This is a genomic window from Rhizobium leguminosarum bv. viciae, from assembly GCF_012276115.1.
Classification (GTDB): domain Bacteria; phylum Pseudomonadota; class Alphaproteobacteria; order Rhizobiales; family Rhizobiaceae; genus Rhizobium; species Rhizobium leguminosarum_T.
The window spans coordinates 1-23770 of sequence record NZ_WIEU01000027.1 but is presented as its reverse complement, the minus strand read 5'-3'; the positions used below and the strand labels follow the sequence as shown (position 1 = coordinate 23770).

The following is a 23770-nucleotide window of genomic DNA, read 5'->3' as shown; positions in this document are numbered from 1 at the left end:
TTTTTGTCGTCCCGGCTGCCGTCTGATCTGGGGAGGATAGAATGCGGGCAATTCTGGCAATCGACCAGGGCACGACCAATTCAAAGGCAGTTCTGGTTTCCGAAAACGGTGAAATTGTCGGCAGAGGTTCGGCTCCTGTCGGCATTTCCTATCCGAAGCCGGGCTGGGTCGAACAAGACCCACGCCGGCTCTACGCATCGGTCTGCGCAGCGATCGATGCCTGCCTGAAGGCTACCCCCGACGTGGCTGTCGAGGCGGTGGCCATTTCCAATCAGCGCGAGTCAGTCACTGCCTGGGACGCCGAAACGGGAGAAGCACTTGGGCCGGTGGTAAGCTGGCAGTGCCGTCGAACGGCACAGGATTGCGAACGTCTCATTGTCGAAGGCCACCTTGACCGTGTGCAGGCGCTCACAGGCCTGCCATTGGATCCGATGTTCCCGGGTTCGAAATTCCGATGGCTGCTCGACCGCATTCCGGCCGGGCGATCGGTGCGGCTCGGAACGGTTGACAGTTGGCTCGTCCACTGCCTGACCGGCGGGCGCCGGCATGTTTGCGACGCGTCGAATGCCGCCCGGAGCCAGTTGTTCGATCTCCGGGAGCAGAGATGGAGCGAGGAGCTTGGCGAGATTTTCAGCGTGGATATCGCGCTTCTGCCCGAGGTGCTCGACAGCTCTGCCGATTTCGGCCGAACGCAAGGATTGCCTGGGGTGCCGGATGGCACTCCGATAATGGCTGCGATCGGAGACAGCCACGCAGCCCTGTTCGGTCATGGAGCATTCAAGCCGGGCGACGGGAAGGTGACCTTCGGAACCGGCTCTTCGGTAATGACGACGCTGCCGCAATTCATTCCCGCACGCAACGGCGTCACAACCACCGTCGCATGGCGTATCGAGGGAAAGCCGACTTTCGCTTTCGAAGGCAATATTCTCGTTTGCGCCGCCAGTCTCCCCTGGATGGCAGGCATTCTCGGCCTTTCGGACGTGGCGGCCCTTGTCGAACTTGCGGCAGGCGCCGAACCGGGCGGACCGGGCTTCGTGCCAGCATTCGTGGGACTGGGCGCACCCTATTGGAATTCCGACGCCCGTGCCCTGTTCTCCCAGATCAACTTCAATACGACACGTGCGCAAATGGCGCGGGCGGTCACCGACTCGATCGCCTTTCAGGTGCATGACGTGATCGCGGCTATGCGAGCACAGAGCGGCGGCGCGCTTGGCGCGCTCTACGTAGACGGCGGACCGAGCCAGAACCGCTTTCTGATGCAGTGTGTCTCGAACCTCATCGAACATCCGGTGATCCAATGCGAAGCACCCGAGGCTTCGGCTTTGGGCGCTGCTTATCTGGCGGGGCTTTCACTCGGCTTGTGGAGCAATCTCCAGGTTGTCGCGGAGTTGCCGCGAAACACGCAAATCATTGAGCCGCAACCCATGGATCGCGCGCTGCTTCTCGATACCTGGAATGATGCGCTTGCCCGCTCGACGGCCCGCGAAACAAAGGCTAAAGGTGAATAAAAATTCACTCTGGGATTAGCGATGACTCGCCTTAACGAACTCCGCCTGATTTCAAGGGTCGCCCAGATGTACCATATGGAGGGGCGGCGACAGGCGGAGATCGCACAGCACCTTCGCCTCTCCCAGGCGACGGTGTCGCGCATGCTTAAGCGTGCCGAGGCTGAAGATATCGTGCGAACCAGCGTGATCCCTCCCGCCGGCACCTACAGCGAGCTTGAGGGCGCGCTTCGCGAGAAATACGATCTGCCGGAGGCGATCGTCGTTGAGTGTACGGAAGATCGGGACGGAGCGATCATGGCCCGTATCGGAGAGGCAGCGGCTCATCTCTTGGAGGTGACGCTTGCGCCGGGGGAGATCATCGGCGTTTCCAGTTGGAGCCAGACCATTTTCAAGATGGTCGAGAACATTCATCCTCAGAAGAGCGCTCAGGCGAAATACGTCGTCCAGACCCTTGGAGGCATGGGGGATCCTTCAGTGCAGACGCATGCGACGCAGCTTACCACGCGGCTAGCACGGCTGACTGGCGCCGAGCCGAAACTGCTCCCCGTGCAGGGTGTTACGTCGTCCAGAGAGGCAAAGTTTCTTATGCAGGCCGACCCGTTCGTCCGCGAGACGATGGACCTGTTCGGCAGCATAACGCTTGCGATTGTCGGGATCGGAGCAGTCGAACCGTCCGAACTTCTCGCCCGGTCCGGCAACATCTTTTCTTCTCGCGAACTGTCTGATCTCGCGGAAGCGGGAGCCGTCGGCGATATCTCGCTTCGCTTCTTCGATAAAAACGGCAAGCCGGTCAAGACACCTCTGGACGACCGGGTCATAGGCCTTCCACTCGAGGATCTCGAACGGGTGGACCGGGTCATTGCTCTTGCCGGCGGGTCCAAAAAGACTGACGCGATTGCAGGCGCGCTCCGCGTGGGGGTCATCGACATGCTTGTTACCGACAAGTTTACCGCGCAGCGATTGATCGACTGACGAGGCAGGTGTTGCCCACCTCAATGCGCCGTCCCATCCACAATCACATGATCGTATTCCATCGAGCATTTCTCGACCCGGGCCTCGACCCGGTAGATCTCGCGCAGCATCTTGGCGGTGATGAAGCTGTGCCGGCCGAAGACATGCGGCACGAACGCTGGCAGCAGGCGATCGACGTCAATCTCACCGGCATCTCCTCTCCAGCCAGGCGGAAGCGCGGTCATGCTACCGCGAAACAAGTGCTCGATCGTCGACATCGCCTCGATCGTCAACCGCGGCGTGCTGCAGGCGCACTACAACATCTCGAAAGTCGGACATTGATTTTCGAAACTACGCTACTTCGTAGTGAGGGCCACTTTTCCAAGAGACGCCCCGCGCATTCTGGCAGCTCGTAAGGCCTTACGCTCGTCATCGGTGAGCACATTCGCGGGCTCTCGGCCGGACGAATCGCCGACAAGAGCCGCTGGATCAAGTTGCCAGCCCATTTGATCAGCGAGACATTCGGCGAACGCCCGTGACAACGGCGGTGGTACTGCGTTCCCAACTTGGCGATACTGCTGCAAGCGGGGGATACGGTCTGGCCAACGGAAATCGTCGGAAAACCCCTGCAAACGCGCGCTTTCACGTACGGTAATGACTCGATTGTGCCTATAATGAACGGGGCGAAGTGGGCTAAAATTGCCCGATCCCGCGCGTAATGTGTACGATGGGCGCTCCGGGTGCAAGCGATCATGGAATGATCCACGCTCGCGTTTGCCCGGCTCCAACGTGGTTAAGCGAGCGACCATATCGGCCGAATGCATTGTGGGTTCGTGATTGTAGATGCCGGTTTCGCCGAATTCGCCCGCGTCGGGTAAATCGTTGATCGCACTCGACGCGGATATATGCGGACGTTCGGGGGTGCCGTGCGTCGCTGGCGGAAAGATCACGGCCCTCTTTTCCCTTGCGCCAAGTACTACAAGTCGTTTGCGATTCTGTGGTACGCCGAAATCGGCGGCAGATACCACAATGTGGTCGACGCTGTAGCCAAGCAAGCGAAGTTCGGTCTTGACCTCGTCGAGGAATTCTCCGTTGTCAATCGATGCTAGATTGGGGACGTTTTCCAGCATGAATACGGACGGCTTGAGTTCGTCCACAATACGTATGAAATGCCCGATTAGGTCCGCACGAACGTCGCGTTTGCCCTGGCGTTTGCCAGCGATCGAAAACGGCTGGCACGGCGGCCCGCCGATTATAAAGTCGGCGTGTTTAATTCCAGCTTTCGCTAGCAGTTCGGCTCCAGACACCGCGCTGAGGTCTGCGAGAAAACCCCGACTGCCGCGGTACTCATGGTTGTAATTATAAGCGTCCACCGCGCGAGCATCAAGTTCAAATCCCGCAGCGACTCGCAAGCCTGCATCCAGAAAGCCGGTTGATAGCCCGCCGCATCCGGCGAAAAGTTCAATACCTGTAGGTCGGTTTATTGTCATTGTTTTGGTACATTCGTTTTGCGGATCATCGCAAGTTGGGCTTCTGATGTGTTGATGGCATAGCTGGCATTTCGAATGACCCGAAGTTCACTTGGACGAGCAGCTACGTTGAACTCCATAAGATGCACGGCGGACTGGTAATCGACCTTCAGCGCCAACGGCCGGACCTTCATCCCGGGGAAGTAATGGGCGGCATACTGTATCATGTTGAATATTTGGACACGGTTGAGTTCGTCTGAAACGGCCTTGGCTTCAATCGGGAAGATGACGGGCACGTCATCGTCACCAGATGCTATGCCCACATCAATGGCGTCCAGTTCGGCTTGCCCAATACCCGGTACACTTTTCCGCACGTGCGACCGCAGTCGATAAATTTTCATGCCGGTGAAGTGGTCGAGTAGCTGGCAGTATCCGACAACGGACAGCAAAGCTTGCTCGTCCATTTCCGCCATGGTTTCTGGCAGCAATCGTCGTACCGGCATCGGCGTTTGGTCGATAGCAGGGGTAAGATCACAGACTGGTACCTCCATGATGCCGCTCGACGCCTTCTCGAATTGATAGCGGCCGCGTCCAACGGCTCGTAGGACATGAAAGCCTTTCGCCAGTATTTCCTCTGGCAACTTCGTTCGCGAACGCATACGGTAAATTACATCTGCGGGGTTGCGCGACGATATGGCGTCCGGATTAGGGGATACAGCCCTAACTGCTTCAACCGCCGTTCGCACGTCATCGAGTGAGAATACGACAGTCGAGGCTCCGGGTCGCCAGCGATCCTGAAACAGTTTCAGGATGACGGGAACATATACCTTCGAATTTTTGCCGTGGCTTTGAAGACTCTTACCCTTCGGCTTCGCGATTTCAGGCGAAACGGCATCGGCCTTTGTCGCCCGGCGACGCTTTGACGCTGTGATGTCGAGGTCAGTCTCGTCTGTCATGTTCCCTCATTAACGCAAATGGAACAAAAAGGGAACCCTCACTTCGGACAACTTTTTCATTTTCGAATCAGAAGAGCGCTCCTCCGTAAACGTCTAGCTGAATTTGATAGTCGGTAGAACTGGGGATCGTCATGGGTAGGAGTACGATCGGACACGTGGCCATCTCGTTCATACCCTCGAAATTTTGGGATCACCGCTCCACATATCGCGTTGAGCAGGTCGAAGAGCAGCCGCATTATAAAGGGGTAACTGTGGATCACCTCACACAGGAACGACGGTCGTGGTTGATGTCCCGCGTGAAGGGCAAAGACACCACACCCGAAATGCGGGTAAGACGCGCGGCGCATGCACTCGGCTTTAGATACAGCCTGCATCGCAAGGACTTGCCGGGTAAACCTGACCTCTGTTTTTCCCGAACCAAAACGGCAATCTTCGTACACGGTTGCTTCTGGCATCGACATGAAGGATGCCGAAAGGCGTCCCTTCCTAAATCGAGAACCGAGTATTGGCACCAAAAATTCGCTGCCAATGTTGAGAGGGACGAGAAAGCTAAGATTGCCCTTTCCGGCCTTGGATGGATCGTTCATATCATTTGGGAATGCCAAACCAAAAGTGACATCGAGTTGCGCGAGCGACTTCTAGAGATTTTAACCTCGAAGAGTTTATCGTAAATTGGGCATACCAAGGTGAGGAAGCGTGGCACCGATATCCGTCTACGGCGCGCCGAAATATCATAGAGCCCAGTTGCAGTTCGGCGGTTCGGCGACCGTAATATAGAGCGTCGGGGGCGGGCGGATCTAATGATCGCTGTCATTAAGGGTGAACTCGCGTTCGAGATTGGCGTGTGCCACAAAGTTCCCCAGCCTCAATGCGCCGTCCCATCCACGATCACATGATCGTATTCCATCGAGCATTTCTCGACCCGGGCCTCGACCCGGTAGATCTCCCGCAGCATCTCGGCGGTAACGACGTCGCGGGGGGTGCCGCAGGCGTGCATGCGACCGTTGGCGATGACGAGGACCTTGTCGGCGAAGCGTAGTGCCTGGTTGAGATCGTGAATGGCGATCAGCACGATCATGCCCTTGCTACGCGCTTGGCGGCGCATGAAGTCGAGGACCTCGACCTGGCGGTGAAGATCGAGCGCGCTGGTTGGCTCGTCCATCAGCATGATCTCGGGTTCGCGGACCAGCGCCTGGGCGATCGAGACGAGCTGGCGCTGGCCACCGGAAAGCGCGCCGAGATCGCGGAAGGCGATGGCGGTGATATCCAGCGCTTTCATGATCTCGTCGATGAAGCGCAGGTCGCTGTCGCTGACTGCCCAGGACTGGCCCTGCTTGCGGGCAAGCAAGATGGATTCATAGACCGTCAGCACCGCGTTGGCCGAGGTATCCTGCGGCATGTAACCGATGGCGTTTTTCGCCTTCGACCCTTCGACGACGACATGGCCCGGCCCTTTGAGGAGGCCGGTGATGCGCTTGAAGAGCGTCGACTTGCCGGCAGCGTTCGGGCCGATCACCGCCACGACCTCGCCTGATTCCATCACCGGCGTCGTCACATCTTCGACGAAGAGCTTGCGGCCGTGATAGGCGCCGACCGATTGCAACTGAAGCGCTACCACGACCGGCTCCTGTTCGAGAGGATAAGCGAGAAGAAGAAGGGCACCCCGACCAGCGCGGTGATAATGCCGATCGGAAAGACGACACCTGGGATGATTGACTTCGAGACGATCGATGTCAGCGAGAGCAGCAGTGCGCCTGACAGGATCGAGCCCGGCAGGAAGAAGCGCTGATCCTCGCCGAGGATCATGCGCGCGATATGCGGCCCGACGAGGCCGACGAAGCCGATCGTGCCGACGAAGCTGACGGGTATTGCGGCAAGCAGCGAGACCACCAGCATGGTTTCCAGCCGGATGCGGCGGACGTTGACGCCGAAGCTCGCGGCCTTGTCCTCGCCGAGGCGGATGGCGGTCAGCGCCCAGGCATTGCGGGCAAAGAGCGGCAGCGCCATCAGCAGGACGGCGAGTGTCACCCAGATCTTCGGCCAGGTGGCCTTGGTGAGGCTGCCCATCGTCCAGAAGACGACGGCGGACAGTGCCTGTTCGGAGGCCAGATACTGCAGGAAGGCGAGAGCTGCATTGAAGGTGAAGACCAGCGCGATGCCGAGCAGCACCACCGTCTGCACCGAGACCCCGCGGGCCTGCGAGACGAAATGGATGAAGAGCGTGGCGATCAGCGCCATGATGAAGGCATTGACCGGCACCAGCAGGCCGGCTGCAACAGGCAGAAGCGGAACGCTGGTGACGATCGCCAGTGCGGCGCCAAAGCTTGCCGCCGCCGAAATGCCGAGCGTGAAGGGGCTGGCGAGCGGATTGGCGAGGATCGTCTGCATCTGTGCGCCGGCGACGGAGAGCGACGCGCCGACGATGATCGCCATCACGGCAACCGGCATGCGGATGCCCCAGACGACGGCCCGCACCTGGTCGGAAACGGAGGAGGGGTCGAGAAGGGCGGACACGACCTCGGTAAGACTATAGCGGGCCGGGCCCCAGGCGAGATCGACGGCAAAGGACAAGCAGAGCGCTGCCGTCATGGCGGCTAGGATCAACAGCTTGCGCCGGGCAAGGGCGCGGTAGCGCTCCCTCCCGGCTTCGGCTTCGATCGATATGGCGGCGATCTCGGCCATTTCGGATTACTGACCCGCCTTGGCGTCGACCCAGTAACCCGGCTGGTAGGCGACCGGCAGGAATTTTTCGTGAAATTCCTTGAAGGTGGCATCGGGATCGAGATCGGCAAAGAGGTTCGGATGGAACCACTTGGCCAGCTGCTGCACGGCGACGAACTGGTAGGGGCTGGTATAGAACTGGTGCCAGATCGCATGGACATTGCCGCCGGCAACCGCTCTGGAGCCGGTGAAGGCAGGGTTTTCCATCAGCGTGTTCAGCGCCTTGCGGCTGTCGTCGAAGGTGGCGGCGGCATTGGGACCGACATTCACAAAGTCCTTGGCATTCTTGGTCTGGCTCCAGTTGGAGCCGGTGACGACGATGACGTCAGGATTGGAGGCGACGACCTGCTCGGCATTGATCGAGCCGGTATAGCCCGGCAGGAAATCGGAGCCGAGATTGTGACCGCCGGCCCAATCGACCATCAGGCCGAAATTGTCGGGGCCGAAGGTGCCGCAGCATTCGACCAGGCCTGCGGCGCGGTACATGAAGACATTCGGCTTCGGCGGATTGGCGGCCTTCAGTCTGTCGGTCACGCGGGCCATCTGCTCTTTCCAGAAGCTGGCGACGGCTTCGGCGCGGTCTTCATGGCCGAAGATCTGGCCGAGGATCTTCAAGCTCGGTTCGGTGTTGGCGAGAATGTGCTCGCGGAAATCGATATAGACGATCTTCACGCCGATGCCGGCGAGCATGTCCTCGAGCTTCACTTCGTCGGCGGCCGTCTTGTTGCCGATCGGCAGCAGCAGCACGTCGGGATCCAGCTTGACGACCGTCTCGGTCTGCAGCGTGCCGTCGGTCAGATTGCCGAGGAAGGGCAGGTCCTTGCCCTTCGGAAACTTCTCGACATAGGCGTTGAAGCCGTCCTTGTCGGTGGTCCAGAGATCGTTGCGCCAGCCGACGATCTTGGCGAAGGGATCCTCCTTCTCGATCGGCGCGACCGCGTAGAGCATGCGGCCTTCCCCAAGGATCACACGCTCGACCGGCTTGTCGAAGGTCACTTCGCGGCCCGCGACATCCTTGACGGTGAAGGATTGCGCCCAGGCCGAAAGCGGCATCAGGCCGGCAATCGCAGCCGCGGAGACTGCGAGCATTTGAACGAAATTCATCTGGAAATTCCCCCGATGTCTGAATAATGTCCGCAGGCATAAGAAATATGACTTTGTGAATCAAGTTATATGTTTTAGAGCCTTTCCAAACTGATCCGATGCCGGGGTGCCTCAGATGAATTCGATGAACACGAACTACTCGATCCGCGACGAAATCCGCGATTTCTGGTCGGAACGGGCGGCGACCTTCGACCAGAGCGTCGGTCATGAAATCTTTTCGGACGCGGAGCGGAAAGGCTGGCAGCGGCTGATCAGAAAACATCTCGGCGAGGGGCAGGGGCGCCAAGCACTCGATCTCGCCTGCGGCACCGCTGTCATCTCGCATCTGATGCATGATGTCGGCTTTGCGGTCACCGGGCTGGACTGGTCGGATGCGATGCTGGCGCAGGCGCGCGCCAAGGCGAAGAAGCGCGGCACCGATATCCGTTTCGTTTCCGGCGACGCCGAAAACACGATGGAGCCCAAAGACAGCTACGACGTCATCACCAACCGCCATCTCGTCTGGACGCTGGTGGACCCGGCTTCTGCGTTTAAGGAATGGTTCTCGGTATTGAAGCCGGGCGGCAAGGTGCTGATCCTCGATGGCAATATGGGTAAGGAAACCTGGGTCAAGGGCCTGCAGAAGCTCTGGACGAAGGTAACAGGCAAACCGCCAGCGAGCCATATGTCGCCGGAGATGATGGCGCGGCACCAGAAGATCCGCTCACGCGTGCATTTCTCCAGCCAGATGCCGGCCGAAGCCGTCGTCGATCTTCTGCGCCAAGCCGGTTTTACCGATATTGTCGTCGACCGCAAACTCGCCGACATCCATTGGGCGCAGGCGCGCAAGATGCCGTTTTTGCGCGGGGTGGAGCGCATGGTGCAGGACCGGTTTGCGATCTGTGCGCGTAAGCCGGGGTGATGGGGTGATGCTGCGGCTTGCTCCCTCTTCTCCCCAGCGGGGAGAAGATGCCCTCAGGGCAGATGAGGGGGTGAGCGGCAAAGCCGCGAATGCGCTGAGCGCAAGCGAAGGGCAATGAAGGGTGTGCCGTGCGGCCCCCTTCATCCGACCCTGCGGGCCACCTTCTCCCCGCTGGGGAGAAGACAAGAGGGAAACTGCCGCACCGTATCCCGGCCCTTCGCATGGCTCAGGGCGTTCGAAGCTGCAATCGATTCACTGGATCGATTGCTCCCGCTTTGCGGGACCGCTTCTCACCCACCCGTAACACTCATATGCCTGGCGACGGCAGGACGGTTATGCGTGCGGTCGATGATGAAGTCGTGGCCTTTGGGTTTGCGGGTGATGGCCTCGTCGATGGCGGCGTGGAGGAGGTCGTCGTCTTCGGTGGCGCGGAGTGCGGCGCGCAAGTCGGCGGCGTCGTTCTGGCCGAGGCACATGTAGAGCGTGCCGGTGCAGGTGAGGCGGACGCGGTTGCAGCTTTCGCAGAAATTATGGGTCATCGGGGTGATGAAGCCGAGGCGGCCGCCGGTTTCCTCGACCCTGACGTAACGCGCCGGGCCGCCAGTCTGGTAATCGATGTCCGCAAGGGTGAACTGGTCTTCGAGATCGGCGCGCAGCTTTGAAAGCGGCAGGTACTGGTCGGTGCGGTCTTCTTCGATCTCGCCCATCGGCATGGTTTCGATGACGGTCAGATCCATGCCGCGGCCATGGGCGAAGCGCAGAAGCTCCGGCATCTCGGCATCGTTGAAATCCTTCAGCGCCACGGCGTTGAGCTTGATCTTCAGCCCGGCTTTCTGAGCCGCGTCGATGCCTTCCATGACCTTGGCGAAATCACCCCAGCGGGTGATCTTGCGGAACTTGTCGGGGTCGAGCGTATCCAGCGAGACGTTGATCCGGCGCACGCCGCAATCATAGAGCTCCTCGGCGTGGCGGGAAAGCTGCGAGCCGTTGGTGGTCAGCGTCAATTCGTCGAGGCCGGAGCCGATCTTCTGGCCGAGCTGGCGCACCAGATACATGATGTTCTTGCGCACCAAGGGCTCGCCGCCGGTCAGCCTGATCTTGCTGACACCCTTGGCGATGAAGGCGGAACAGAGCCGATCGAGCTCTTCCAGCGTCAAGAGATCCTTCTTTGGCAGGAAGGTCATATTCTCCGCCATGCAATAGGTGCAGCGGAAATCGCAGCGGTCGGTGACGGAGACGCGGAGATAGGTGACCGCCCGCCCGAAGGGGTCGATCATCGGATGTGCATCCGCTGCCAGCGGCGATGCATTGCCTATCGTTCCGACTCTGGTGTTCACCTGTATCTCCGCACTCTCATCAATGTGGGCATATGCTGTTGTCGCGTCAAGGGAAACAGCCCGCGCGAGCATGCCAATTTCAGCTTGCGCTGAAAAAGATCAGCGCCTACTCCTCGCATGAGAAGAGGACAAAATGATGAGCGATATCTGGCCGAGCGAACTTCGCGTCTCGAAAGACAGGCAGCGGCTGGTGGTGACCTTCAACGACGGCCAGAGCTTCGACCTGTCGGCCGAACTCCTGCGCGTGCTGTCGCCCTCCGCCGAGGTGCAGGGCCATGGGCCGGGGCAAAAGGTGACGGTGCCGGGCAAGCGCAATGTCGCGATCATCTCGATGATGCCGACCGGCAATTACGCGGTCCGGATCGGCTTCGACGACATGCACGATACCGGCATCTACACCTGGACCTATTTGCGCGAACTCGGCGAACGGGGCGCTGAGCTGTTTTCCGCCTATGAGGATGAGCTCAGCGAAAAGGGCATGAATCGCGATACGGCGGAGAAGCCGCGCTGACGCTCGCGAGCGCGCCGCTATCAGTTTCAATAGACCCATAATTCCAGCCATCGGGGGGCCATATGGCGAAAACGAACGGAAAGAACTGGCTGCGCGCCAAGGGCAGCGCTAGCAGCAACAAGGTGACCTTTCTCGAACTGTTCTTCGATCTGGTCTTCGTCTTTTCGATCTCGCAGCTCTCGCATGCGCTCGCCGCCCACTACACGCCGCTCGGTGCCGCCGAAGCGGCGCTGATGACCTTCGCCGTCTGGTGGGTGTGGATCTTCACCGCCTGGGTGACGAACTGGCTCGATCCGGACAAAATGCCGGTGCGCGGGATGCTGGTGGCGCTGATGATGCTCGGGCTGCTGCTGTCTGCCTCCATCCCCGAGGCTTTCGGCGACAAGGGCCTGCTGTTTGCCGGCGCCTATGTGGCGATGCAGGTCGGGCGCTCGCTGTTTACGACCTATGCGATGACGCGCGTCGACCGCCCCAATACGCTGAATTTCGTCCGCATCACCGCCTGGCTCGTGGCAGCAGGCGTCTTCTGGATCGCCGGCGGGCTGATCGAGCATGAAGCCCGGCTGATTGCCTGGGTGATAGCGCTTGCGATCGAATATGCCGGGCCGGCCGCGGGCTTTGCGGTGCCGGGGCTCGGCCGCTCGACGGCGCGGGATTGGGACGTTTCCGGCGCGCACATGGCGGAGCGCTGTGCACTCTTCGTGATCATCTGCCTCGGCGAAGCGATCCTCGTTTCCGGCCGCACCTTTGCGGAGCTGCCGTTCTCAGGACTGACCAGCGTCGTCTTCGTCACCGCCTTCATCGGCACGGTCGCCATGTGGTGGCTCTACTTCCGCTTCGGCCACGGGCGCGCCGCCCACCGCATCGAGCATGAAGAGACGCCGGGAAGCTTGGCGCGGCAGGCCTTCACCTATGGGCATATCCCTATCCTCGCCGGTATCATCGTCCATGCGGTGGCAGTTGAATTCATGTTCTCGCATCCGCACGAAACCGGAGATCTCGGCATCGCAGCCGCGGTGCTCGGCGGCTCCGGCCTGTTCCTGATCGGCAATCTCTGGTTCAAGGGCGCGACCAGCGGGCGGATGCCGCTCTCGCATCTTGCCGGCCTGGTGTTTTTGATCCTGCTTGCCTTTGTCGCGCCCTTCATCGAGGTATATCTGATGGGTATTCTGGCGACGCTGGTGCTGATCGTCGTCGCCGCCTGGGAATATCGCTCGCTGACCGGTACGGAGGCGGCGCCGACGCTGCATTGAACATCAGTCCTCGTCGCGCAGATCTTTCAGCAGCACGGTGATGATCCGCTCCATCGAATCGGCGGTCGCCATGCATTGCTCTATCGGCTCATCCGACAGGACGCGGTCGATGAGGCCGGTCTGGATGGCCATGGCTTCCTCACTCAGCTTCCGACCCTCTGGCGTCAGATAGAGGCGCAGCACGCGCTTGTCGCGCTCGTCATCGCGGCGAAGGATCAGACCGCGCTTTTCCATCTGTGGCAGCAGCATGCTCATATTGGAGCGGCCGACCAGCAGTTTGCGCGCCAGCTCCTGCTGCGAGATTCCTTCGAAACGATAGAGATTGACCAGGATATCGAGGTGCGGCGGCTTGATGTCGAGATTGGCAAGCGAGCGGGCAAGAGATTGTTGCATCAGCTGGCAGGCGCGAGCCACCGCGATCCAGCTGCGAAAACGCGGATGATCCCAGGGAAGGGATTGATTTTTGTTCATCGTTGTACTTTATTGTTCAGTGTTGAACAGTCTTTTGGAATCCCACTATGGCAAACTTTGCGCTTGACGTCACCCGCCTCGGGTTTTCGCTGCTGCAGGCGGTTTCGCCTGATCTGGCAGGCAGAGTAGCGTTCCGGCTGTTCTGCCGGACGCCATCGGCTAAGCCGAAGGGAGCAAAGGCGAGGGCGGCGCATGCCGCGGGTGCGGCCCGGCTTGCCGGCGCCGAACGTTTCACCCTCAGGCTTTCCGGCGGACGCCAAGCGCACGCCTATCGGCTGAACGGCGGGGCGAGGGGCAAGCGCAAGCGTTATCTGGTGACGCACGGCTGGGGATCGAGCGCGGCATATATGGCCGAACTCGTCTCGATGCTTTCGGCGACGGGCGCGGAGGTCGTGGCGCTCGATTTTCCCGGCCACGGCCGTTCCGGCGGGCGCTTCCTGCATATGGGGCTTGCGGTCGAGACGATCGCGGCGGCCGAGGCGCGCTTAGGCACATTCGATGCCGCGATCGGCCATTCCTTCGGCGGTGCGGCGCTAATGGTCTCAGCGGCAGGCCTCCTGCCTGGCGTGACGCCTTTCAGCGGAGAGAGGCTGGTGCTGATCGGTGCGCCGAGCGAGATGGGCTGGCTCTTTACCGATTTCGGCCGGATGATCGGCCTTCGCCCTGCAGCGCAAGCGGCACTGGAGAACAAGGTTCGTCGCGTCACCGGACGGAGACTTGAGGATTTCGACGCCGGCGAGGCGGCGGGCGCCATCGGCCGTCCGGTGCTCGTCATCCATGCCGAGGACGACAAGGAGGTGTCGTCTCTCCATGCCAGGCGCTATGGCGCAGCGGGGAAGGGCATTCGACTGTTCTGGGCGAACGGCTTCGGCCACCGGCGCATCATCGGCGCCGCACCGGTTCTTGCTGCGATCGCGGCGTTTCTCGGCGGCGATCGGGACTCGGGTGAAGCGCCTGATGAAAGCATCAAAAAAGATGCGGAGATCATTCCGTTTTTTGAGCTTCCGGCGAGGCGTGTGGCATTGTAGCGTCCGTCGCGAAGATCAAGCCCCGGTGGGACGCCTCATGAAAATCATCAGCAGCATCGAAGAGCTCAACACGATCTACGGCGCCGGACTTTCGCCGGCCTCCGTCACCAAGGTGACGAAGAAATTGACCCCGCTCTATCGGGAGATGATCGAGATCTCGCCATTTGCGGCGCTTGCGACCGTAGGACCGGAAGGGCTCGATTGTTCGCCGCGCGGCGATCTTGGCGGCGTGGTGCGCGTCGTCGACGACGGGACGCTGCATCTGCCGGATTGGCGCGGCAACAACCGGGTCGATTCGCTCTCCAACATCGTGCGCGATCCGAGACTGGCGCTGATGTTCCTGATCCCCGGCTCGAACACGACGATGCGCATCAACGGCCACGGCGTCGTCTCCGACGACGAGGCGCTGCTTTCGAGCTTCGAGATGGACGGCAAACATCCGCGTACCGTCGTCGTGATTTCGATCGACGAGGTCTATTTCCAATGCGCGCGCGCCGTGATGCGAGCCGAGCTCTGGAATGGAGAGCACTTCGCCGATCCGGCAAAGCTGCCGACGCCCGGGCAGATGCTGAAGGCCGCAACCGGCGATTTCGACCAGGAAACCTACGATCGGGAGTGGCCGGGGCGGGCGGCGAAGACGATGTGGTAAAACATCATATCCGTGGAGGCCGGCTTTTTACTCGGCGTCGCGAGCGGCGAACTCGCTCGTTCCCTCAGGCTCCTGACGGAATAAGGCGCTGCCACATACCTCTTCTCCCCAACGGGGAGAAGTGCCGGAGCGATAGCGAGGCGATGAGGGGGTGAGCGACGACAGGAGCGAATGCGCTGAGCGCAAGCGAAGGGCAATCATGAAGGATGTGCCGTGCGGCCCCCTCATCCGCCCTACGGGCACCTTCTCCCCGCTGGGGAGAAGAGGGAGCAAGCGGCGCGAACCGGATAGCAGCTTGTCGCCGTCACTACCGGTGACAGCGTGCGCGCTGGATTACCGTCACGTCTTGTAGATCAGCCAGCTCTTGGTGAAATCCTTCTGCATGCCGTCCTGATAGAGGATGGTGCAGTTGCGGCCGGCATTCTTGGCGCCGTAGAGGGCGATGTCGGTCTTGCTGTAGAGTTCGCCGGCATCCTCGGCATTGGAGGCCATGCAGATGCCGATCGAGACGGTGACCGGGCCGTAATTTACCCGCGTGCGGGAATTCTTGAAAGGGGTTGCCTCCAGCGTGCGGCGGATGCGCTCGGCGATTGCTGTCACCTCTTCAGGCGTGTTGCCGTCGACGATGAGGGCGAATTCCTCGCCGCCGGTGCGGGCGACGAAGATGTCGCGCCGGACATTGCTGCGGATGACGGAGGCGACGGTGGCGAGCACCTTGTCGCCAACCGGATGGCCGTAGGTGTCGTTGATCTTCTTGAAATTGTCGATGTCGCAGAGCAGCAGCGCCGTTACCGGCCGCATGCCGGGATTGTTGAAGACAGCGGCGAGGCGGTCATCGAAAGCGCGCCGGTTGGAAAGGCGTGTCAGCGAGTCGGTGTTGGCGATGCGCTTGTATTCGTCGAGTTCCTTACGGACCTGATCCATCTCCTGAGAGCGCTGGATGACGTCCTCGACGGTGCGTTCGCCATGCGCCATGGTATCGCCGGTCGCCTGGCTGAGAAGATCAATGGCGTTTTCGATCAGTTCAACGCTGGCATTGCTCTTGGAGGTGATGCGCTTCTGGGTCTCGCCGAGCAGCCTGGTGTAGCTTTCGAGCGAGCTCTGCTCCTGCCGGAGAATGCGCAACAGGCCGTCGAGTTCGCCTGATATGCGCGTATGGGCATCGTCGAAGACACGGGCCGGGCTGTGGGTGAAGTGCTGCGCGCCGAGCGCATCGAGTTCGGCCTGGGTCACCTGACCGCCGAGGGCCGCGAGCTCGCGGGTCAGGGCCGGATTAGAGCCGATATAGGCCTCGTAGAAGAGTTGGTAATTGCGCGGTATCGGCGCGACGCCCATGGAGCGCATGGCATAGGTGATCTGACCCGCAACGTCGGGAATCTGCACCTTGGGCGCGACAGCCGTATTCATCCGGCGAACTCCTCATATATTCAAAGGCAATATTCTATTTGTTAGCTTAAATTTGTTGGGAAAAGATTAAAGCGATATATACCAAGGATTACATACGACAAATGCCCGATGGGTCAATACTTCGATCAGACCTATGATTCTTCACGGAAAAACGTATCTTTAGCGGGACAGTGCATACTCGTTGAGCGGGAGCGGTGTCTGAAAAACTTACAGTTCTTCTCTGCCGGAGACCGTATTCATCTTGTCGACAGCTGATTTTGGCCGTTTCGTATTGCAGTGCCGGTATTTCGGAGTGATATTTCTTGGTGGCAAACCCGATCCTAGCCTGCAAGCCAGGGCTTGAGATCGTGGAAACCTCCCGTCATATTTCTTTCGCCATCCTCGCATTCACCGTCCTCGCCGCCGGCACCTTGCTGCTGGAGCACACCGGCTTCTTCGCCGGCGCTTTCCGCACGGAGATCCTGGCAAGGGTCGATGCCGGGGATGTGGTGAGCGTGGGCGAGGCGGTCACAGCGCGGAATGTCAACGCGTCGGATAAGGCGTCGGCACGGTAGAACGGGCGGCAACGCAGCCTGCCAATCACCCCAAATTCAGTTCCTGGAAGAAATCATTGCCCTTGTCGTCGATGACGATGAAGGCGGGGAAGTCTTCGACTTCGATTTTCCAGACCGCTTCCATGCCGAGTTCGGGATATTCGAATACTTCGACCTTGCGGATACAGTCCTGGGCAAGACGGGCGGCAGGGCCACCGATCGAGCCGAGATAGAAGCCGCCGTGTTTCTTGCAGGCTTCGCGTACGGCGCGCGACCGATTGCCCTTGGCAAGCATCACCATCGAGCCGCCGAAAGACTGGAACTGATCGACGTAACTGTCCATGCGGCCGGCCGTCGTCGGGCCGAAGGAGCCGGAGGCGTAGCCGACCGGTGTCTTGGCGGGGCCGGCATAATAGACCGGGTGGTTTTTCAGGTAGTCGGGCATGCCTTCGCCCTTTTCCAGCCGCTCGCGGATCTTGGCGTGCGCTAGGTCGCGGGCAACGATGATGGTGCCGGTCAAGGACAGGCGCGTCTTGACGGGATGCCTGGAGAGTTCGGCGAGAACCTCGGCCATCGGCCGGTTGAGATCAATGCGCACCGTCGATTCCGACAGTTTCGCCTCGTCGATCTCGGGCATGTATTTCGACGGATCGGTTTCGAGCTGCTCGACGAAGATGCCATCTCGGGTGATCCGGCCCTTGGCCTGACGGTCGGCGGAACAGGAGACGCCGAGGCCGATCGGCAGCGAGGCGCCGTGGCGGGGCAGGCGGATGACACGCACGTCATGACAGAAATACTTGCCGCCGAACTGGGCGCCGACGCCCATCTGCTGGGTCAGCTCGTGGATTTCCTTCTCCATCTCGATGTCGCGGAAGGCGTGGCCGCTCTCGGAACCTTCGGTCGGCAGCTCGTCGAGATAGCGGGTGGAGGCGAGCTTGACGGTTTTCAGGTTCATCTCGGCCGAGGTGCCGCCGATGACGATCGCCAGATGGTAGGGAGGACAGGCTGCCGTCCCTAACGTCAGGATCTTCTCCTTAAGGAAGTCGATCATCCGCTCATGGGTCAGGAGCGAGGGCGTGCCCTGGTAGAGGAAGGTCTTGTTGGCCGAGCCGCCGCCCTTGGCGACGAAGAGGAATTCGTAGGCGTCGGTGCCTTCCTCGTAGATGTCGATCTGGGCCGGCAGATTGTTTCTGGTGTTCTTTTCCTCGAACATTTTGACCGGCGCGAGCTGCGAGTAACGCAGGTTCTTCTTCTCATAGGCATCCATGACGCCGCGGGCGAGCGCCGCCGTATCCTCGCCCTCGGTCCAGACCCTGCGGCCTTTCTTGCCCATGATGATCGCCGTGCCGGTATCCTGGCACATGGGCAGCACGCCGCCGGCGGCGATATTGGCGTTCTTCAAGAGGTCGTAGGCGACGAAACGGTCGTTGTCGGTCGCCTCGGGATCGTCGAGGATCGAGGCGAGCTGTTTCAGATGGCCGGGGCGCAGCAGGTGGTTGATGTCGGCAAAGGCGGTTTCGGCCAGCAGACGGATGCCTTCCGGCTCGACGGTCAGGATCTCCTGGCCCTTGAACGTATCGACCGAGACATGGTCGCCGCTGAGCTTGCGATAGGGGGTGGTATCCTTGCCGAGGGGGAAGAGATCGTCAGCCATCGAAGTGACCTTTCTGGTAGGGCGTCGCTAGATTGGAACCGGTCTAAATCCGCTGCGGGGCAAAAGCAATCAGGACCACGCGCGGCGGATGAGGCGAACCGTCGAAATCGGTCCGACAAATAGACGACTTCAAGTTGCCTTCTGTTGGAGGCCAGTACATATTCCCGGCAGCGTTAACCTGCCGGGGCTTCCAATGACAAATGCAAAGCCAACTGCTGTCGACGACCTTCTCGTTTTTTTCGAAGACAATTGGATCCGCGGGAATCTGCTGCGCCTCTCCAGCGATCCCGAGGGAGCGGACATGTATGTTCGCTTCGTCAATGGCGTGCGCATCGACGCCAAACATGGGCCTGACCACGAAACGATCATAAGGGGCGAATACGGAACCTTCAGACTGAAACCTGACGGTCACTTCGAGTACGAGTTGGACTATACACTCGACGTCGTGAAAAATTTAGCGAAATACGATCAGCTCATCGAGAAGCTGAGCTTCAAGATGTCCGATGGCTCAGGGGGCACGGACCTCGGCGTGCTGACCCTTGCGATCGACGGCGTCAACGAAGGCGAAAAATACCACGAGGTCCTGGATTTCGACGATTTGGGCGTCACATCGAGGGCCGATAATTTCTCTCTGCCTGATTATCGCAACTTTGCACTCTCGGTGAATGGAAGCCACGAGGTGACGCTTCTGAACGGGTATGTCTATGATACCGTCCCGGGTGTCGACGCCATCACCGAGGACGGTTTCAGCGATACCGTTCTATCGCCAGGTTCTGCGCCCGTAAGCTTGAAAATGCTCGATGGCGGGGAATTCACCTTTCAGAGCGTTTCGATTGCCGAATTGTCGGTAGCGCCCTTTCACCTGACGCTCACCGCGCTGAACGACGGCCAGATCGTCTATCAGCAGGAGCTCGAGGTCACCGGCCCCACTCTCGAAGTCAATCTCGAAGACATCGAAGAAATCCGTTTCGACTTCATGGGCAATTCTGTCGTGATGGACAATTTTTCGCTGTTTGCCTTGCTATAGGCTGGAGGGAGTCGAGGCGTTGCGGCATATCCCCTTCTCTCCGCGAGCGGGGATCCGAAGGACGGGTCGAGACCTGTGGCTCGACCCCGGTTGGTGGCGGCAGCCGGATGAGCGGCTGTGGCTATGCGACCTTCCTACTTCGGCCCGATCATCGTTTCCGGGCGCACGATCTCGTCGTACTCTTCCGAGGTCACCAAGCCGCTGGCGAGGGCCTCTTCCTTTAGCGTCGTGCCGTTCTTATGCGCTGTTTTGGCGATCTTGGCGGCTGCGTCGTAGCCGATCTTCGGGGCGAGGGCGGTCACCAGCATCAGCGAGCGTTCGAGGCCGGCCTTGATATTGTCCTCGCGCGCCTCGATACCGACGACGCAATTGTCGGTGAAGGAGACGGCGGCGTCGGCGAGCAGCTGCACCGACTGCAGGAAATTATAGGCCATCATCGGATTGTAGACGTTGAGTTCGAAATGGCCCTGGCTGTCGGCGAAGGTCAGAGCCGCGTTGTTGCCGAAGATATGGATGCAGACCTGGGTCAGCGCCTCGCACTGGGTCGGATTGACCTTGCCGGGCATGATCGAGGAGCCGGGCTCGTTTTCCGGCAGCGCCAGCTCGCCGAGGCCGGCGCGCGGGCCGGAACCGAGCAGGCGGATGTCGTTGGCGATCTTGAAGAGGGCGGCGGCTGCAGCATTGATGGCGCCGTGGGAAAAGACCATGCTGTCATGCGAGGCGAGCGCCTCGAACTTGTTCGGCGCGGTGACGAAAGGCATGCCTGTGATGGCGGCGATCTCTTCGGCGACCTTTTCGGCAAAGCCCACCGGCGCGTTGAGGCCGGTGCCGACGGCAGTACCGCCCTGGGCGAGCTCGCAAAGGCCGGGCAGGGTCATTTCGATGCGCTTGATGGCGGAGCCGACCTGGGCGGCATAACCCGAAAACTCCTGGCCGAGCGTCAGCGGCGTCGCATCCTGGGTGTGGGTGCGGCCGATCTTGATGATGTGGCTGAATTCGGTGACCTTCATGTCAAGGGCGGCATGCAGGTGCTTCAGGGCCGGCAGCAGGTGATGGGCGATCTGCTCGGCACAGGCGATGTGCATGGCCGTCGGATAGGTGTCGTTCGACGACTGGCTCATGTTGACGTGATCGTTCGGATGCACCGGCTTCTTGGAACCCATGACGCCGCCGAGCATTTCTATCGCACGATTGGAGATCACTTCGTTGGCATTCATATTGGACTGCGTGCCTGAACCGGTCTGCCAGACGACCAGCGGAAAGTGGTCGTTCAGCTTGCCGTCGATCACCTCCTGGGCGGCGTCGACGATCGCTTTGCCGAGGGCAGGATCGAGCTGGTCGAGCGACATGTTGACGCGGGCGGCGGCCTGCTTGACGATGCCGAGCGCGCGCACGATCGACAGCGGTTGCTTTTCCCAGCCGATCTTGAAATTGCCGAGCGAACGCTCGGCCTGGGCGCCCCAATATCGGTCGGCGGCGACGTCGATCGGGCCAAAAGTATCGGTTTCGGTGCGGGTTGCGGTCATCGGCCTTGCCTTCCCTTTACATGCTGTTTTCGGGCATTTTCAAATGATGAGGTCTTATAGGTTGGAAAGTCCGACAAGAAAACTGGACGCCGCGCGAAATATTGAAATCGGCAGTCATGTTTGCGATGGCTTTTCGGCGTGCCTTTTAGGCCACTTTGGAAATTTTATGCGTCCGGGCGTTTTCGCCGGACTGGTCTGGCGGCGAAAATTCGGTAAAAAATTAACTAATAATTTCATAATTTTGTGTGAACTGCTGGGCGGCGCCGTGCAGGATCTCCGTCACACAAAATTGAGTCCGCCGGCGCTGGCGGCGCAGGCCGGTTTCTGATCAATGAGGCCCCTACGCTGCTTGAGTTTCGCGGGATTTGAGCTTGAGCCTTGCGCTCGTGACAAGAACAGCATGACCGGACTGGAAGATATATGACGTTCGTTTTGAAAAGCGCGGCATCCGCATTGGCACTTTCCTGCGGCGTGGCAATGATGAGTGCCGCACCCGCGCATGCTTATACACTGATGGACATGCTGCGCGGCGACAGGCAGCGGACGCAGAGCACCATCTTCATGGACCAGATGCCGCCCGGCCGTCTGGGCCAGCGCGGCGGCTCGCTCGGCGGGCTCGATCCGGAAGCGCCGCTGCCGAAGGTGAGCGGTCCGCGTTATTATACCTATAAAACCGAGACGCTGCAGTTCGTCGATACCGGCAGGTTTGCCGATCCGGTGGTCACCGGCGCGGTTGCCGACGTTTCGGGCAGCGGTGACGCCAGCGCCGAACCCGCCGTGCAGCGTCGTTTCCTGGCGCAGGCCAAGGTGCGCGCCAATGCCGACGTCGCAAAGGCGCTCGAAGCCTATTACGGCGACAGCCGCAATCCGCTCGTCTGGGTCGATGGCAACCAGATCAACGACCGTGCCAAGTCGGCGATGCTGGTCCTTGCCGATGCGGCCTTCGTTGGCCTCGACCCGGCGGATTACGCCGTCCAGACGCCTGATATCGACCCGGCCAATCCCGATCCCGCCTTCCGCGACCGGGCGCTGACACAGTTCGAGCTCGATCTCTCCGCCAAGGTGCTCGCCTTCGTGCAGGACACGGTGCGCGGCCGCATCGATCCGAACAAGATCTCCGGCTATCACGACTTCCAGCGCAAGGTGGTTAACCTGGCCCCGGTGCTGAAGCTTGCCCGCATGAGCCCCGATGTCGGCGCCTACATCGGCAGCCGCTCGCCCGATAGTCCGCAATTCCAGGCGCTGAAGGCGGAGCTTGCCAAGCTTCGGGCTGCCGACGGCGGCAATGAGGAGCGAATCGTCGTTTCGCTCGACAGGCTGCTGAGGCCTGGCGACAGCTCGCCGGAGATCGCCAATATCGTCAAGGCGATCGGCAAGCACGGTTCCGAAACGCTGAAGACCGATCATGCGGCAACGCTTGCTGCTTACGCCGGCAGCATCGACTATTCGCCCGACATCGTTTCGCTGGTCGAGGATTTCCAGAAAGAGCGCGGGCTGAAGCCCGATGGCGTCATCGGCCAGGCGACCGTGCGCGCCATGACCGGCGGCGATACCAATGCCTCGAAGATCGACAAGCTCGTCGTTGCCATGGAGCAGGCGCGCTGGCTGCCGGAGGATCTCGGTTCCCGCTACGTCATGATCAACCAGCCGGCCTACATGGTCTACTACCACAATGACGGCAAGGAACAGCTGTCGATGCGCGTGGTGGTCGGCGGCAAGAACAACCAGACCTATTTCTTCGACGACGAAATCGAGACGGTCGAGTTCAACCCGTTCTGGGGCGTGCCGCAGTCGATCATCATCAACGAGATGCTGCCGAAGCTGCGCTCGGATCCGAACTATCTCGACCAGCTCGGTTATGAGGTCGAGGTGAACGGCCACGCCGTCGCCTCGTCGAGCGTCGACTGGTACGGCTCGACCAATAATGTTTCGGTGCGCCAGCCGCCAAGCAGCGACAATGCGCTCGGCGAACTGAAGATCCTGTTCCCGAACAGCCACGCGATCTACATGCACGACACGCCGTCGAAGAGCTTCTTCAAGCGCGACATGCGGGCGCTGAGCCACGGTTGCGTGCGCCTTGCCGATCCGCGGGCGATGGCGGCCGCCGTGCTCGGCACGACGGTCGACGACGTCGCCAAGCAGATCGCCAGCGGGCAGAACCATGCGGTCCGCGTGCCGGAGAAGATCCCGGTCTACGTCTCCTACTTCACCGCCTGGCCGAACAAGGACGGCGTGGTGGAATATTTCGACGACGTCTACGGCCGCGACGCTTATGTCGACAAGGCTTTCGACGCGACGAGCAAGGCGCGTGGAGCGCAGATCTGACGCTAGTTTCTATGGTATTTTGGCGGGCGGTCTTCGGGCCGCTCGTTTTGTTTTTTGGCCGCGAGCACAGAAACAAAGTAGAGAGGGCGTACCGTGGGGCACCCCCCTCTGCCCTGCCGGGCATCTCCCCCACAAGGGGGGAGATCGGCAAGCGGCACGACCTTCCGGCCCATCATCCGCTTTGCCGGCTGCGACGATGATTGTTTGGGGAAGCCGGCGCGCCTATCCAATCTCCCCACCTGTGGGGAGATGCCCGGCAGGGCAGAGGGGGGTGCCACACTGTAAGCCAGCAGAAAGTAAGGAACGGCTAGGTGTTTAGTCCCGGCATTTGATGGATAGGATCGATGATGAATCGATCTGGCTCGGAAGTCCACCTTTTGCAGATGAACTCGAAGGGGGTGAGGCCCTTTAGTGTCTTGAGCCTGCGCCCAAAATTGTA

General features: G+C 60.4%; 22 protein-coding genes and 3 pseudogenes. 13 read left to right on the top strand and 12 right to left on the bottom strand.

The window, feature by feature from the left end:
- Window positions 1-41: 41 nt before the first annotated feature.
- Both GFM02_RS30710 and GFM02_RS30705 read left to right on the top strand, forming a co-directional pair.
- Window positions 42-1508, top strand: coding sequence for an FGGY family carbohydrate kinase (locus GFM02_RS30710; protein WP_168323751.1), 1467 nt, complete (start codon window positions 42-44; stop codon window positions 1506-1508).
- Window positions 1509-1529: 21 nt separating this feature from the next.
- Complete coding sequence (locus GFM02_RS30705; RefSeq protein ID WP_168323750.1) at window positions 1530-2480, top strand: sugar-binding transcriptional regulator; 951 nt, start codon at window positions 1530-1532, stop codon at window positions 2478-2480.
- 20 nt (window positions 2481-2500) lie between these two features.
- Here GFM02_RS30705 and GFM02_RS30700 read toward each other — a convergent pair.
- Window positions 2501-2602 (bottom strand): annotated as a pseudogene (locus tag GFM02_RS30700) (ABC transporter ATP-binding protein); the annotation flags it as partial.
- Window positions 2603-2650: 48 nt separating this feature from the next.
- On the opposite strand from GFM02_RS30700, the pseudogene GFM02_RS35785 reads away from it, so the two are divergent.
- Window positions 2651-2795, top strand: a pseudogene (locus tag GFM02_RS35785) (SDR family oxidoreductase); the annotation flags it as partial.
- 20 nt (window positions 2796-2815) lie between these two features.
- Here GFM02_RS35785 and GFM02_RS30690 read toward each other — a convergent pair.
- Window positions 2816-3949: a DNA cytosine methyltransferase gene (locus GFM02_RS30690; protein WP_168323749.1), complete on the bottom strand. Its 1134-nt coding sequence runs from the start codon at window positions 3947-3949 to the stop codon at window positions 2816-2818.
- Window positions 3946-4884: a hypothetical protein gene (locus GFM02_RS30685; RefSeq protein ID WP_168323748.1), complete on the bottom strand. Its 939-nt coding sequence runs from the start codon at window positions 4882-4884 to the stop codon at window positions 3946-3948. Before GFM02_RS30685 ends, GFM02_RS30690 begins: the two co-directional genes overlap by 4 nt.
- Before the next feature lie 131 nt (window positions 4885-5015).
- On the opposite strand from GFM02_RS30685, the gene GFM02_RS30680 reads away from it, so the two are divergent.
- Entirely contained in the window at window positions 5016-5555 is a 540-nt protein-coding gene (locus GFM02_RS30680; RefSeq protein WP_168323747.1) for a very short patch repair endonuclease, read from the top strand.
- 194 nt (window positions 5556-5749) lie between these two features.
- Here the strand turns inward: GFM02_RS30680 and GFM02_RS30675 are convergent, their stop codons facing one another.
- From GFM02_RS30675 to GFM02_RS30665, 3 genes are read right to left on the bottom strand one after another with little or no spacing between them, the layout of a single operon-like run.
- On the bottom strand, window positions 5750-6502 hold the full coding sequence (locus GFM02_RS30675; protein ID WP_168323746.1) for an ATP-binding cassette domain-containing protein: 753 nt from the start codon (window positions 6500-6502) through the stop codon (window positions 5750-5752).
- Window positions 6496-7566, bottom strand: a complete 1071-nt coding sequence (locus GFM02_RS30670) for a FecCD family ABC transporter permease (RefSeq protein ID WP_168323745.1) — start codon at window positions 7564-7566, stop codon at window positions 6496-6498. Before GFM02_RS30670 ends, GFM02_RS30675 begins: the two co-directional genes overlap by 7 nt.
- Window positions 7567-7572: 6 nt before the next feature.
- Window positions 7573-8709, bottom strand: coding sequence for an ABC transporter substrate-binding protein (locus tag GFM02_RS30665; RefSeq protein ID WP_168323744.1), 1137 nt, complete (start codon window positions 8707-8709; stop codon window positions 7573-7575).
- Window positions 8710-8824: 115 nt separating this feature from the next.
- Between GFM02_RS30665 and GFM02_RS30660 the strand changes: the two genes are divergently transcribed.
- On the top strand, window positions 8825-9610 hold the full coding sequence (locus GFM02_RS30660) for a class I SAM-dependent methyltransferase (protein ID WP_168323743.1): 786 nt from the start codon (window positions 8825-8827) through the stop codon (window positions 9608-9610).
- Between the two features lie 290 nt (window positions 9611-9900).
- Here GFM02_RS30660 and moaA read toward each other — a convergent pair whose 3' ends face one another.
- Entirely contained in the window at window positions 9901-10947 is a 1047-nt protein-coding gene (moaA, locus tag GFM02_RS30655) for a GTP 3',8-cyclase MoaA (protein ID WP_168323742.1), read from the bottom strand.
- Window positions 10948-11083: 136 nt separating this feature from the next.
- On the opposite strand from moaA, the gene GFM02_RS30650 reads away from it, so the two are divergent.
- Window positions 11084-11458, top strand: a complete 375-nt coding sequence (locus tag GFM02_RS30650; protein WP_032980674.1) for a gamma-butyrobetaine hydroxylase-like domain-containing protein — start codon at window positions 11084-11086, stop codon at window positions 11456-11458.
- A 62-nt stretch (window positions 11459-11520) separates the two neighbouring features.
- Complete coding sequence (locus GFM02_RS30645) at window positions 11521-12711, top strand: low temperature requirement protein A (RefSeq protein ID WP_168323741.1); 1191 nt, start codon at window positions 11521-11523, stop codon at window positions 12709-12711.
- A 3-nt stretch (window positions 12712-12714) separates the two neighbouring features.
- Here the strand turns inward: GFM02_RS30645 and GFM02_RS30640 are convergent, their stop codons facing one another.
- Window positions 12715-13182: a MarR family winged helix-turn-helix transcriptional regulator gene (locus GFM02_RS30640; RefSeq protein WP_168323740.1), complete on the bottom strand. Its 468-nt coding sequence runs from the start codon at window positions 13180-13182 to the stop codon at window positions 12715-12717.
- 47 nt (window positions 13183-13229) lie between these two features.
- Between GFM02_RS30640 and GFM02_RS30635 the strand changes: the two genes are divergently transcribed.
- A complete protein-coding gene (locus GFM02_RS30635; RefSeq protein WP_168323739.1) occupies window positions 13230-14210 on the top strand; it encodes an alpha/beta hydrolase in 981 nt (326 codons plus the stop codon).
- 37 nt (window positions 14211-14247) lie between these two features.
- Complete coding sequence (locus GFM02_RS30630; RefSeq protein ID WP_168323738.1) at window positions 14248-14859, top strand: pyridoxamine 5'-phosphate oxidase family protein; 612 nt, start codon at window positions 14248-14250, stop codon at window positions 14857-14859.
- Window positions 14860-15198: 339 nt separating this feature from the next.
- On the opposite strand, the gene GFM02_RS30625 is transcribed toward GFM02_RS30630, so the two are convergent.
- A complete protein-coding gene (locus tag GFM02_RS30625; RefSeq protein WP_168304423.1) occupies window positions 15199-16266 on the bottom strand; it encodes a GGDEF domain-containing protein in 1068 nt (355 codons plus the stop codon).
- Between the two features lie 347 nt (window positions 16267-16613).
- Here GFM02_RS30625 and GFM02_RS30620 point away from each other — a divergent pair, with 347 nt between their 5' ends.
- Window positions 16614-16820 (top strand): hypothetical protein, encoded by a 207-nt coding sequence (locus tag GFM02_RS30620; RefSeq protein WP_020050219.1) that lies wholly within the window; start codon window positions 16614-16616, stop codon window positions 16818-16820.
- 25 nt (window positions 16821-16845) lie between these two features.
- Here the strand turns inward: GFM02_RS30620 and GFM02_RS30615 are convergent, their stop codons facing one another.
- Window positions 16846-18453, bottom strand: coding sequence for a fumarate hydratase (locus GFM02_RS30615; RefSeq protein WP_168323737.1), 1608 nt, complete (start codon window positions 18451-18453; stop codon window positions 16846-16848).
- Between the two features lie 193 nt (window positions 18454-18646).
- Between GFM02_RS30615 and GFM02_RS30610 the strand changes: the two genes are divergently transcribed.
- Window positions 18647-19480, top strand: coding sequence for a VCBS domain-containing protein (locus GFM02_RS30610; protein ID WP_168323796.1), 834 nt, complete (start codon window positions 18647-18649; stop codon window positions 19478-19480).
- Between the two features lie 134 nt (window positions 19481-19614).
- Here GFM02_RS30610 and fumC read toward each other — a convergent pair whose 3' ends face one another.
- The gene (gene fumC / locus GFM02_RS30605) at window positions 19615-21006 is read right to left on the bottom strand and encodes a class II fumarate hydratase (protein WP_168323736.1); all 1392 of its coding nucleotides are present in this window, start codon (window positions 21004-21006) and stop codon (window positions 19615-19617) included.
- Window positions 21007-21067: 61 nt separating this feature from the next.
- Between fumC and GFM02_RS30600 the strand changes: the two genes are divergently transcribed.
- On the top strand, window positions 21068-21334 hold the full coding sequence (locus GFM02_RS30600; protein ID WP_132609179.1) for a hypothetical protein: 267 nt from the start codon (window positions 21068-21070) through the stop codon (window positions 21332-21334).
- 92 nt (window positions 21335-21426) lie between these two features.
- The gene (locus GFM02_RS30595) at window positions 21427-23331 is read left to right on the top strand and encodes a L,D-transpeptidase family protein (RefSeq protein ID WP_168323735.1); all 1905 of its coding nucleotides are present in this window, start codon (window positions 21427-21429) and stop codon (window positions 23329-23331) included.
- Window positions 23332-23638: 307 nt separating this feature from the next.
- On the opposite strand, the pseudogene GFM02_RS30590 reads toward GFM02_RS30595, so the two are convergent.
- Window positions 23639-23770 (bottom strand): annotated as a pseudogene (locus GFM02_RS30590) (IS481 family transposase); the annotation flags it as partial.